The 12,126-nt window shown below is 36.6% G+C and carries 11 protein-coding genes, 1 other RNA gene and 1 other annotated feature; of the genes, 10 read left to right on the top strand and 2 right to left on the bottom strand.

The window, feature by feature from the left end; genetic code table 11:
• Nucleotides 1-232 precede the first annotated feature (232 nt).
• The 8 genes from gpsB (at nt 233) to KHA93_RS23175 (ending at nt 6,883) form a co-directional block, all read left to right on the top strand.
• Complete coding sequence (gene gpsB / locus KHA93_RS07350; RefSeq protein WP_213110143.1) at nt 233-532, top strand: cell division regulator GpsB; 300 nt, start codon at nt 233-235, stop codon at nt 530-532.
• Between the two features lie 101 nt (nt 533-633).
• An RNA gene (gene rnpB, locus KHA93_RS07345) (RNase P RNA component class B) lies at nt 634-1,025 on the top strand.
• Between the two features lie 173 nt (nt 1,026-1,198).
• Nucleotides 1,199-2,926 carry a putative bifunctional diguanylate cyclase/phosphodiesterase gene (locus KHA93_RS07340; protein WP_213110142.1) on the top strand — a complete coding sequence of 576 codons (1,728 nt, stop codon included), beginning with the start codon at nt 1,199-1,201 and terminating at the stop codon, nt 2,924-2,926.
• A gap of 11 nt (nt 2,927-2,937) precedes the next feature.
• Nucleotides 2,938-4,074: a THUMP domain-containing class I SAM-dependent RNA methyltransferase gene (locus KHA93_RS07335; RefSeq protein ID WP_213110141.1), complete on the top strand. Its 1,137-nt coding sequence runs from the start codon at nt 2,938-2,940 to the stop codon at nt 4,072-4,074.
• 70 nt (nt 4,075-4,144) lie between these two features.
• The gene (locus tag KHA93_RS07330) at nt 4,145-4,327 is read left to right on the top strand and encodes a hypothetical protein (RefSeq protein ID WP_213110140.1); all 183 of its coding nucleotides are present in this window, start codon (nt 4,145-4,147) and stop codon (nt 4,325-4,327) included.
• A gap of 110 nt (nt 4,328-4,437) precedes the next feature.
• Entirely contained in the window at nt 4,438-5,949 is a 1,512-nt protein-coding gene (locus KHA93_RS07325; RefSeq protein WP_213110139.1) for a carboxypeptidase M32, read from the top strand.
• A 3-nt stretch (nt 5,950-5,952) separates the two neighbouring features.
• Nucleotides 5,953-6,519, top strand: a complete 567-nt coding sequence (locus KHA93_RS23180; RefSeq protein WP_349772268.1) for a DMT family transporter — start codon at nt 5,953-5,955, stop codon at nt 6,517-6,519.
• Between the two features lie 40 nt (nt 6,520-6,559).
• The gene (locus KHA93_RS23175; protein WP_349772267.1) at nt 6,560-6,883 is read left to right on the top strand and encodes a DMT family transporter; all 324 of its coding nucleotides are present in this window, start codon (nt 6,560-6,562) and stop codon (nt 6,881-6,883) included.
• Between the two features lie 20 nt (nt 6,884-6,903).
• Here the strand turns inward: KHA93_RS23175 and KHA93_RS07315 are convergent, their stop codons facing one another.
• Together KHA93_RS07315 and KHA93_RS07310 are read right to left on the bottom strand one after the other, a co-directional pair.
• Entirely contained in the window at nt 6,904-7,443 is a 540-nt protein-coding gene (locus KHA93_RS07315) for a cysteine hydrolase family protein (RefSeq protein WP_213110138.1), read from the bottom strand.
• Nucleotides 7,444-7,589: 146 nt separating this feature from the next.
• Nucleotides 7,590-8,675 carry a bifunctional 3-deoxy-7-phosphoheptulonate synthase/chorismate mutase gene (locus KHA93_RS07310; RefSeq protein ID WP_432806307.1) on the bottom strand — a complete coding sequence of 362 codons (1,086 nt, stop codon included), beginning with the start codon at nt 8,673-8,675 and terminating at the stop codon, nt 7,590-7,592.
• A 695-nt stretch (nt 8,676-9,370) separates the two neighbouring features.
• Nucleotides 9,371-9,598: a binding site (T-box leader), on the top strand.
• A gap of 242 nt (nt 9,599-9,840) precedes the next feature.
• On the opposite strand from KHA93_RS07310, the gene aroC reads away from it, so the two are divergent.
• Nucleotides 9,841-11,013, top strand: coding sequence for a chorismate synthase (aroC, locus tag KHA93_RS07305; RefSeq protein WP_213110137.1), 1,173 nt, complete (start codon nt 9,841-9,843; stop codon nt 11,011-11,013).
• A 15-nt stretch (nt 11,014-11,028) separates the two neighbouring features.
• Nucleotides 11,029-12,108: a histidinol-phosphate transaminase gene (gene hisC, locus KHA93_RS07300; protein WP_213110136.1), complete on the top strand. Its 1,080-nt coding sequence runs from the start codon at nt 11,029-11,031 to the stop codon at nt 12,106-12,108.
• The last annotated feature ends 18 nt before the right edge of the window (nt 12,109-12,126 follow it).

Here is a 12,126-nt window from a genome sequence, read left to right as displayed (position 1 = left end):
GCTCCTCAATCCAACGATTGAAATCTTAAGCACCGCAGATATCACCACAAGGGCTCTCATTCCAGAGATTATAATCAATCACTGCTGATAAAAACAGTAGCAGAAGACCATTCTTATTAGTATTTATTGAAACTTCTTCGAAACTATCCAAAAATCACTTGCAAAATTGACAAAATCATTTTATTTTGAAAGAATGATGATAATGTAGTGTGAATTTAAGGTGGTGTTTCAGTTGTTAGCAGAAAGATTAAAATTGACTGCAAAAGAAATTTTAGAAAAAGAATTTAAATCAGGTGTTCGCGGTTATAAACAAGATGATGTTGATAAATTTTTAGACTTAATCATTAAAGATTATGAAACTATGCATCAATTAGTAGATGAACTGCAACAGGAAAATATGCGATTGAAAAAGCAAGTGGATGAACAGTCTCGTAGACAGCCTGTTCCACCTGCAGGGACGACTAATTTTGATATTTTAAAGCGTCTCTCCAATTTAGAAAGACATGTATTTGGAAGCAAGCTAGATGATTAATCTTCTACCATAAATTACCGCTTGCACAGTCGTAAAAGAAGTTATAAAATAAAAAGTCGGTGAGGTAATACTGACCTTTATATTTAAAACGATTATGAATAACATTCGGGTAATCGCTGCTTTTAAAGCAGAGGAAAGTCCATGCTCGCACGGTGCTGAGATGCCCGTAGTGATCGTGCCTGGCCAAACAATAAGCCAGGGCAGTCTGGATTTAGTCTAGATTGACGGCGGGAAAAATGCCTAAGTCTTTAATGATATGGCATGAGTACCCTTAAAGTGCCACAGTGACGTAGCTTTGTTGGAAACAACGAAGGTGGAACGCGGTAAACCCCACGAGCGAGAAACTCAAATTTTGGTAGAGGCACTCTTTCTGAGGAAATCAACAAGGAAAGAGGCAGGAAATGATTTTCCTGCAGATAGATGGTTACCGCCTGAGTACGAGGCTTACCTATAGCCGCTTGTAGTACGATGGTACAGAACATGGCTTATATGAATGTTATTATAGGTTTACATCTGATAAAATAAGGCTTTCCCAAAGTACTTGGACCCTAGTATGTGGAAAATTCCATTACTATAATGGTGGTCTAACGAAAACGAGGAAAGCCTCTTTATTTATATCCATACATACACTTTAATGATAATGTTACAGGAAGTTGGTCAGAATAAATGGAATTCATCAATGCCCAACAATTATTTAATGATCCTATTCTATACGAATTAAATATTTCAGCAATGATTCTGGAACAAATAAGTGAAGGCGTTATGGTCGTTAATGAAAAACGTCAAATTATATACATTAATTCCGCATTTGAAATCGTTACTGGGTATAATCGAAAAGAAGTGTATTTACAAAATCCAAGAATTTTACAATCTGGACTTCATGATAAACATTTTTATCATAAGTTATGGGAAACGATTTCTCTTGAAGGCAGCTGGAGCGGAGAAATTTGGAATAAGCGAAAAAACGGAGAGCTATTCTTAGAATGGCTCACTATTACAAAAGTGAAAGATTCTGAAGGGGTAGTTCTAGGATATATTGGAGTATTCTCAGATATAACAGATCGTAAAAAAGCCGAAGACGAACTAAGAAAACTTGCCCATTTTGACGCTTTAACCGGTGTTCCAAATCGTCATTCGTTTAGCGAAAGATTTTCGAATCTACTCGATGTTTCTCAACAATTTAATCAAAAATTAGCTTTGTTATTTTTGGATTTAGACCGTTTTAAACAAATAAATGATTCCTTAGGACATGAAGCAGGGGACAAGCTATTAATAGAAGTGGCGGGCAGACTTCAAGAACTCATAAAAAATAAAGACGTAATCGCTAGACTAGGAGGCGATGAATTTGTCATTATTTTATCAAATATTAAGCACCAAAGAGAAGCTGTTCATATTGCCAAAAGGATTATTGAAAGTTTAACAAAGTCGTTTCATATAGATGGACACGAAGTTTATATTACAACGAGTATAGGAATCAGTTTTTATCCTAATGATGGAAATAGTTCGGAAATTCTTTTGAAAAAAGCAGACAAAGCGATGTACATGTCAAAACTGAATGGGAGAAATCAGTACGAAATCTATCACGAAGGAATTTTACATTCAGATAAAAGGCAGTTAGGTATGGCAGCACAATTAAGGAATGCGTGGAATAATAGTGAATTATACATTCTTTATCAACCAATTATTAATGCCAACAGCGGAAAAATAGAAGGGATAGAAGCGCACTGTCATTGGAAAAATAATGAGTTTGGTGAGATTGCACCAGATGAATTAGGCACACTTGCCGAGGAAACTGGCTTAATCGTTCCAATATCCAACTGGATTATCAGTCAAGCGAGTGAAGATATCAAGATGATTCATCTTGCAGGCTTCTCAGGAATTAGGACAACTGTTAATATTTCTCCTCTTCATTTCCATCAAGAAAGTTTCGTAAAAGACGTTAAATATGCGATTGAAAACTCAAATATTCCTGCTCGCTCGATTGAGCTTGATTTAACTGAAGGGGTAATTATGCCTCAAGCTACTTTTTCAAAAAGCAAATTAATGGACCTGAAAAGATTAGGTGTTAAACTTACTATTGATGGGTTCGGAGCAGGGTATTCGTCATTAAGTTATTTGAATCGCTTTCCAATTGATAAATTAAAAATTGATAAAAGTTTTATTATGAATTTAGGGAAATATGAAGATGATGCCTCAATCGTGGAAGCGATCATTCATTTAGGAAAGCATCTTCATCTGCTAGTTGGGGTTGATGGTGTAATGAATGAAAAGCAATTCAAACTATTAAAAAATCTTGGCTGTGATCTCATGCAAGGTCACTACATATCTCCACCGCTTCATTTACAGGAACTAATGGATTTATTAAAGGAATGGGATCCTAGTCAAATTTTATAAGGGTGAAGGAAATGAGAACGTATAATTTAATCGCAACAACTGCAATGGGAATTGAAGCCATTGCAGCTAATGAAGTGAAAAAGCTAGGCTATGATTGTACCGTAGAAAATGGAAAAGTAATGTTCAAAGGTGATGAACTGGCGATTGCAAGAGCAAATATGTGGCTAAGGACTGCCGATAGAGTAAAAATTGTTGTAGGGGAGTTTAAGGCATCAACATTTGATGAGCTTTTTGAAAAGACAAAAGCGTTAAGCTGGGAAGACTATCTTCCTATGGATGCAGAATTTCCGGTACAGGGAAAATCGGTTAAATCCACCCTTTATAGTGTGCCTGACTGCCAAGCGATTGTTAAAAAAGCAATTGTTGAAAGATTGAAGAAAGCATATAATCAAACCACTTGGTTACCAGAGACAGGTCCATTATTTAAAATTGAAATATCTTTACTAAAAGATAGAGCAACGCTCAGCATAGATACGAGTGGGGCTGGATTACATAAACGTGGGTATAGAATTGACCAGGGGGAAGCGCCAATAAAAGAAACGTTGGCTGCTGCACTTATTCAACTTACGAATTGGCATCCTGACCGAATCCTTCATGATCCGTTTTGTGGTTCTGGAACAATTCCAATAGAAGCTGCTCTAATTGGTCAAAATATTGCTCCAGGATTTAATCGGGATTTTTTAAGTGAAACATGGCCTTGGATAAGAGATGATGTATGGGAAAAAGTTAGAGAAGAAGCAGAAGACTTGGCAAACTACGACCAACCTATAGAAATATCTGGTTCCGATATTGATCACCGTATGGTTGAAATCTCCAAGAATAATGCATTCGAGGCTGGGTTAGGGGATATAGTTACATTTAAACAAATGCAGGCGAGTGACTATACATCGAAAAAAGATTACGGAGTCATTATCGGAAATCCACCATATGGAGAAAGAATTGGAGATAAACAGGAAGTCGAACACATGTATCGGGAAATTGGAAAGATCTTTCAAAAACTTGATACTTGGTCTGTATATATTTTGACTTCTCATCCAGAATTTGAGAAGCTGTACGGAAAACAAGCAACGAAAAAAAGAAAGCTTTTTAACGGTTTTATTCGGACTGACTTTTATCAATTTTGGGGACCGAGGCCACCACGATCATAGTAAATAGAATAAAAGCACACCTTGCTGAATATACTTAAATGTATATCATTTTTGCAAGGAGGTATGTCAAATGGCTCAAACAATGAATGAAATGGAGATCATTTCCAAAGCCATTTATTCTACCTACGAATTACTGGGAAGAGAAGAACGATTACCAGAGGTTGCTTTAGTAAACTTAAAAGAAGCGGAAGAAAGTTTAAATAAGGCGCTCGAATATGTATTATTGAACAGAAGAATTGAAAGATCTTCATAAAAACACAAGTGCTTTTAATTAGCACTTGCGTTTTTCATTTATCCTTCTTTTTTCTGTTGAAGTCATTATGTTAATATAAAGAAGTATAAGAGAAAAAGGAGGCAAATAATATGCCGGAAATGTTAGAAATCGAAAAAGAATTCCTGCAATACGTGAAAAAAATGCAGGCATATGAAGAGGCTCTTGGGTTAATGTATTGGGATTTAAGAACCGGTGCACCAAAAAATGGAGTCGAACAACGATCCCAAGTCATCGGTATGCTTGCGTCAGAGCATTTTCAAATGTCTACTTCGGAAGAAATGGCCGCATACATAGCAAGCTTATCAAGTAAGTATGATGAACTAACCGGAATTGGAAAATTAACTCTTAAAGATTGTAAGAAACAATATGAAAAAAACAAAAAAATACCTGCTAACGAATACGAAGAATATGTCGTACTTCAATCAAATGCTGAACATGTATGGGAACAAGCAAGGGAAGCATCTGATTTTGAAATGTTTAAACCATACCTTGAAAAACTAGTTGCTTTTAATAAAAAATTTATTGAATATTGGGGTTACAGCGGAAATAAATATAATACTTTACTAGATATGTATGAACCTGGTGTAACAGTAGATATCATTGACAAAGTGTTTGGAGAATTACGAGATGTCATTGTTCCATTAGTAAAGAAAATTACGAATTCTGATAATAAACCGAAAACTGACTTTCTTTTTCATAAGTTTCCTAAAGAAAAGCAAAAAGAGTTTAGTGTGAAAATATTGGAACAAATGGGATATGATTTTAACTCCGGTAGAATAGATGAAACCGTCCACCCGTTTGCAACCGGATTAAATCCTGGGGACGTCCGTGTCACTACACGATATGATGAACAAGATTTCCGGATGGCGATATTTGGAACGATTCATGAAGGCGGACATGCATTGTATGAACAAAATATTTCTAAAGAATTAATTGGCACACCTCTTTGTAAAGGTACGTCAATGGGAATCCATGAATCACAGTCATTATTTTACGAAAACATTTTAGCTCGTGATCGTGCATTTTGGGAATGCAATTATGAATTATTAAAAGAATATGCGAATGGTCAATTCAATCAAGTTTCCATAGACGAGTTTTACCGTGCAATCAATGAGGCAAAGCCATCATTGATTCGTATCGAATCCGATGATTTAACTTATGCTCTGCATATTATCATCCGTTATGAAATTGAAAAAGGATTATTTAACGATGAAATTAAAGTGGAGGAGCTTCCAAAAGTATGGAACGATAAATACGAAGAATATTTAGGCATCATACCATCAAATGATGCAGAAGGAGTATTGCAAGACGTTCATTGGTCTGGAGGCAGCTTCGGGTATTTTCCATCTTATGCATTAGGCTATATGTATGCAGCACAGTTGAAAAATGCGATGTTGAAGGATTTGCCAAATTATGACGAGTTACTAAGAGAAGGAAACCTTCTGCCTATTAAAAACTGGCTCACAGAACATGTACATCAATATGGAAAAACGAAGGAACCATTAGAGATTATTAAAAAAGCTACAGGTGAAGGGCTAAGTGCAAAATATTTAGCGAAATACTTAGAAGAAAAATTCTCTAAAGTTTATCAACTATCTTAAGAGGTGGCATTTTTGCCATCTCTTTTAAATAGGGTGATCTTGTTGTCACAATTAATGGTTATTATCGCAGCCTTTTTATGGGGATCAATTGCCATTTTTGTCAAAAAATTATCCTTTTACGGCTTTACAGAAATGGAAATCGTTACGATTCGTGTAGTCTTTGCATGTTTATGGCTAGTTCCTATTGTAATTTTTATGGGAAATAATCGGCAGCTAGCCATCCAATTCAGACATATATGGTATTTTATCGGTACGGGGCTATGCAGCATTGTCTTTTTTAACTGGGCTTATTTTAAAGCAATGAATATGATGTCAATTTCTCTAGCTGTCATGCTCCTCTATACTGCACCAGCGTTTGTAGTTATACTTTCTATAATATTTTTAAAGGAAAGATTAACGACAAAAAAAGTGATTGCTGTTTTTACAACGATTGTTGGATGTGCAATTATTGCACTTGCAGGAAAGGGCTTTGATGGGAACTGGACGACTATAGGTTTTATCATTGGACTTTTTTCAGGTTTGGGCTATGCGCTTTATACTATTTTTGGGAAAATAGCATTAAGAAAATGATACTTTCATCATTACGTTTTATACGTTTTTTGTATCTTCATTGACGCTATTGCCATTTTTTCCTTTTTGGAAAAAGGCAAAGTCTCTGCCACCGGAAGCTTGGTTTTTTATGGCAGGACTTGGACTAGTTCCCACTGTTATTGCTTATTTGCTTTACACATATGGCCTTAAGAAGATTGAGAGCAGTATCGCGTCCATTTTAGCAACGGTTGAACCTCTTTCAGCTCTAATTATCGGAATGACAATCTACCAAGAAAAATTATTCACAGGACAAATGATTGGAGCGGTTTTTATCGTTTCATCCATTATCATTATTTCAGAATGGTCAAAACGAAATAATAGAATTAGAAATAAAGCTAATTAAAACAGGAGAATGCTAAACAGTTAGGCATGATTTTTACTAGTCTCAGAAAATTGAATCTCCTTTGTTTCCTTGAGAGAGGCAAATGCATTAGCTAACACTTTATTATGATGATCGATGATCTGTTTGGCGCTTAAGTCATCGGTATTCCATGTACGGTGTGCATCACTTACAAGAGTGACTTTATAGCCTAGACTCCTTGCACGGCGTGTGGTTGTATCTATACAATACTCGGTCTGATTTCCAGCAATGATAAGATTTTGGATATGTCTTGCCTTCAGTATTTCATGGAGTTCGGTTTTATGAAAAGAATCTGGAGTATTTTTTTGGACTACAACTTCTCCTATTTGTGGCGCAATGGAAGAATGAATTTCCCATGGATGAGTTCCTGTTACAAATTCTTCATCATTATGTTGAACAAAAAGGACAGGAACGTTAGAAGTACGGGCATGTATTATTAACTCCTTAAGATTATTAAGCAGTTGTTCACCTTCGTGTATTGGATTAGATTCGTCAAACATGGCATTTTGAACATCTATAATTAACAAAGCAGTATTTTTCATTTTCCCTCTCCTAAATAAAGAATATTAATATATTCGACATTCTTTTCCAAAAACCTTCCTCCATGATTTAATAAGAAGCTCCTACATAATAATAAAAAGCAGACCATTTTCCACAAAATTATTGAAAAATGGTCTGCTTATTTTAATTAACTAATAGGAGTTTTCTGTACAAGATTTGCGAATGCTCTTGCTTCTTCCATGAATTTGTTGAATTCAGGGATATTCATTTGTTGCGCTGAATCAGAAAGAGCAACTGCTGGATCTGGATGAACTTCCGCCATTACGGCATCTGCTCCAATCGCCAATGCTGCTTTAGCCGTTGGGAGAAGCAAGTCTTTACGTCCAGTAGAATGAGTTACGTCAACTACAACCGGAAGGTGAGTTTCTTTCTTCAAAATTGGAACAGCAGAGATATCTAGCGTGTTTCTTGTAGCTTTTTCATATGTTCTAATTCCGCGTTCACAAAGGATAATTTGATCGTTTCCTTGTGCAAGAATGTATTCAGCTGCATATTTAAATTCATCAATTGTAGCGGATAAGCCACGCTTTAATAAGATTGGCTTTCTAACAGAACCTGCAACTTTCAAAAGTTCAAAGTTTTGCATGTTGCGGGCACCAATTTGAATGACATCTACGTAATCTAAAGCCGTTTCCATGTCATTTGGATTTAAAATTTCACTAATGATAGCCAATCCTTCTTCATCCGCAACCTGTCTTAAAATTTTTAATCCTTCTAATCCAAGACCTTGGAAGTCGTATGGGGATGTTCTTGGCTTATATGCACCACCACGCATTAATTTTAAGCCTTGTTTCTTCATTGCTTGTGCGACAAGTTTTACTTGATCATAGCTTTCTACAGCACATGGTCCCATAATGAAATGTTGAGTACCATTACCGATTTCAGTGCCTAATACCGACACAACCGTATCTTCAGGTTTTTTCTTTCTAGAAACAAGTAACGCTTTACTATTATCATCTTCTTGAAGCTCAAGACTTGCTTTAAATATTTGTTTGAAAATATGCTGAACGGTTGAAGTTTCAAATGGGCCTTCGTTATGCTCAGCAATGAGATCAAACAATTTACGCTCCTGTACTGGATCGTATCGTTTTACGCCCTGCATTTCTTTTAATTTACCGATTTCTTGTGCAATTTTGCCTCGCTCATTTAACAATTCTAAAATTTGCAAGGTTGTTTTTTCAATTTTCGAACGTAACACTTCTAGTTCTGACAACGATAAGCCCTCCTTATGTTTTTCTGTCCAAAGAGATAGTAACATCTTCACTTTAAGACTTCAACGCTGTAAAGCGTGTATGAAAATATTTTGGTTGATAACTCAATACGATAGACGCATATATTATAATTGTCAATAGGCTATTGAAAAGTTTTTGTGCTTTTTATTTATTTAGCAAAACTTTTCGTCATCCTGTCACATTTAATTTAATATTAGCATACAATTGATATATTACACTCTATGATTTGGATGGGAAAAATGTTATAGGTAAGTTTTATTATGCAATAAGTTTTTTACATTTTTTTATTAATAATGATTTTTACTGCCGAACACAAACAGCAGTCAACTTGTTTACTTCTTGTTTTTTTTCTGCGATAAGTCAACTTCGATTAGCCTTGCAGGATGTAAGCGAAAGCCCCTTGAAGTTAAAAACGAGCTGCCAAAAAGTCAAAGAGCGATTTATTTGTCATAAAACCATTTGTTTTTCTGTACTGATTCAAGCGTTTTTCTTCGCACTGCATGTTTCCTTTTATCACAAGTAATGAATCAAAAAAGAACAATACTTAAAACCGCCATTTCGTATAGGCCTGTATCTAGTTAAGCAAGACTTTTCCATTTTTCTTTTCGAAAAAAACAAAATATGACTTTACAAGAACCCATTCATGTGATAAAAATTGAATTTAAATAATACGAAACAAAAAGCAAAGACAGGGCACAGTAGTGTTCATGAATCTGTAGTGTCAGAGAACTGATGGATGGTGCGAATCAGTACAATCGTGAAGATGAATTACTCCCTCGAGCTTCTTTTTTGAATATTTGGGTTTCCAAATTAGTAAAAAAAGACGGTTATAACCGTTATCAATCAAGAGAGGCGGATTTTAATCCGCAATTAGGGTGGTACCGCGATTAATAACGTCCCTGCATTTTGCAGGGGCGTTTTTGTATTTATCAAGGCTCTGTTAAAACTTCTATGTTGATTTGCGCTCCACGCGCTCGCTTTCCGCGGGCGGATCGTGAGCCTCCTCGGCGCTTAAGGCTCCTTGTGAGGTCTCTCGTTAACCGTTTTTCTCGCAGGAGTCTCGCGCATTCCGCTTCAATCAACTTAGTGGCAAGCACAACAATGATTTTAATAAAGCCAATATCAAAAAAATGGGAGGAAATAAAAATGAGATACTTAACAGCAGGGGAGTCACATGGCCCACAGCTAACTACTATATTAGAAGGTGTGCCAGCTGGATTAGAATTGACAGCGGAGATGATCAATTATGAATTGCAAAGAAGACAGAAAGGATATGGCCGCGGCAGGAGGATGCAGATCGAAAAGGATGAAGTTCAAATTTTAAGTGGAGTTCGCCATGGTGTTTCGATTGGTGCTCCGATTGCGTTAGTTGTACAAAATAATGATTTTAAACATTGGCAAAAAATAATGGGTGCTGCTCCAATCAGTGCAGAAGAACAGGAAGAAGTAAAAAGAAAAATTACGAGACCAAGACCAGGTCACGCAGATTTAAACGGTGCGATCAAATATGGACATCGAGACATGAGGAATGTTCTTGAACGTTCATCTGCGAGAGAAACGACGGTCCGTGTTGCAGCTGGTGCAGTAGCTAAAACGATTCTGTCCGAACTTGGGGTAAAAGTCGGCGGACATGTTATGGAAATCGGTGGCGTGAAAGCCCAAAATATTCAATATAGCTCAATCGAGGAATTGCAAAAAATTACAGAAGAGTCACCAGTTCGATGCCTTGATCCAGAAGCAAGCGAAAAAATGATGAGAGCGATTGATGATGCGAAAACGAATGGTGATTCCATCGGAGGAATTGTAGAAGTCATCGTGGAAGGGATGCCAATTGGAGTCGGTAGTTATGTCCAATATGATCGTAAGCTTGAAGCAAAACTTGCGGCAGCGGTTATGAGCATCAACGCATTTAAAGGTGTTGAAATCGGAATCGGTTTTGAAGCTGCACATCGTCCAGGAAGTCAGGTGCATGATGAAATTCAATGGGATGAGGAAAATGGATATACGAGAAGAACGAATAATGCTGGTGGTTTTGAGGGTGGAATGACGACTGGAATGCCGATAGTCATAAGAGGTGTGATGAAGCCAATTCCTACATTGTATAAACCATTAGAAAGTGTAGACATTGATACGAAGGAGCCTTTCAAAGCTAGCATTGAGCGCTCCGATAGTTGTGCAGTTCCTGCAGCTAGTGTTGTTGCAGAGTCCGTCGTTGCCTGGGAGCTTGCAGTAGCACTATTAGAGGAGTTTGGGCAAGATCGCATCTCTGCTATTAAAGAAAATATCGAAAGATATAAACAATATTCAAATAACTTTTAAAAGGGTGGGAAGGCCATGCAAGTGAAACAACAGCTTTTATCATTAAAACCGTACATCCCTGGGAAAACGACAGAAGAAGTAAAAAGAGAGTACCAATTGGATAAAATTGTAAAGCTTGCTTCCAACGAAAATCCATACGGATGTTCACCAAATGTTCTGGAGGCCATTTCGACAAAAATTCCAAGTTTTGCAATTTACCCTGATGGAGGAACAACAGAATTAAGGGAAAAAGTTGCAACCCACCTTGGGGTTAATGGTGACCAGCTTATCTTTTCCAGTGGTCTTGATGAACTAATTCAAATGTTAATTAGAGCTATGTTATCACCCGATACAAACACTGTGATGGCAAAAGAAACATTCCCACAATATCGCCATCATGCGATTATTGAAAATGCTGAATTACGAGAAGTTCCATTAAAAGATGGCCGTCATGATTTAGAAGAAATGGCGAGACAAATAGATGACAAAACGAATATCGTCTGGATTTGCAACCCAAACAATCCAACAGGTACTTATGTTAATCAATCAGAGTTAGAAGAATTTCTTAGCAAAGTTCCAAGTCATGTACTTGTCGTTTTGGACGAAGCATATTTCGAATATGCGACGATTGAGGACTATCCAAAAACAATTCCACTTTTAAATAAATATGAAAATCTTTTAATCATGCGCACTTTTTCAAAAGCATTCGGACTTGCAGGATTCCGGATTGGTTATGGAATAGGTGCACCTACTCTAATTAAACAATTGGAAGTAGCAAGACTGCCATTTAATACTTCGGCTCTCGCACAAACTGCTGCCATTACTGCATTAGAAGACATAGAATTCGTTGAAAAAACAATCGCTGCAAACGCAAAAGAATTAGAAAAATATTACCAATTTTTCGATAAACATCAAATTTCTTATTACCCATCCCAAGGAAATTTTGTTTTTATCAACATTCCAGGACTATCAAGTGACGAAATATTTCAAAGCTTGTTGGAAAAAGGCTGGATTGTTCGCGCGTTTCCAAATGGTGTACGCATTACGGTAGGGAAAGAAGATGAAAACGAAGAATTAATGAAGATCCTTGCAGAAATTGTAACAGTTAAACTTTAGGAAAGAATAGGCTGTGTA

This window comes from Lederbergia citrisecunda (genome assembly GCF_018343695.1).
In the GTDB taxonomy this organism is placed as follows: domain Bacteria; phylum Bacillota; class Bacilli; order Bacillales; family Bacillaceae_C; genus Lederbergia; species Lederbergia citrisecunda.
The sequence above is the reverse complement of the archived record's forward strand: the minus strand, read 5'-3'. Positions and strand labels throughout refer to the sequence as shown.

What these genes read in the sequence shown, in the direction of transcription:
- aroC (WP_213110137.1), top strand. Translation starts at nt 9,841, where the DNA reads ATGAGATACTTAACAGCAGGGGAGTCACATGGCCCACAGCTAACTACT.
- KHA93_RS07325 (WP_213110139.1), top strand. Translation starts at nt 4,438, where the DNA reads ATGCCGGAAATGTTAGAAATCGAAAAAGAATTCCTGCAATACGTGAAA.
- KHA93_RS07315 (WP_213110138.1), bottom strand. Translation starts at nt 7,443, where the DNA reads ATGAAAAATACTGCTTTGTTAATTATAGATGTTCAAAATGCCATGTTT.
- KHA93_RS07330 (WP_213110140.1), top strand. Translation starts at nt 4,145, where the DNA reads ATGGCTCAAACAATGAATGAAATGGAGATCATTTCCAAAGCCATTTAT.
- KHA93_RS07340 (WP_213110142.1), top strand. Translation starts at nt 1,199, where the DNA reads ATGGAATTCATCAATGCCCAACAATTATTTAATGATCCTATTCTATAC.
- hisC (WP_213110136.1), top strand. Translation starts at nt 11,029, where the DNA reads ATGCAAGTGAAACAACAGCTTTTATCATTAAAACCGTACATCCCTGGG.
- KHA93_RS07335 (WP_213110141.1), top strand. Translation starts at nt 2,938, where the DNA reads ATGAGAACGTATAATTTAATCGCAACAACTGCAATGGGAATTGAAGCC.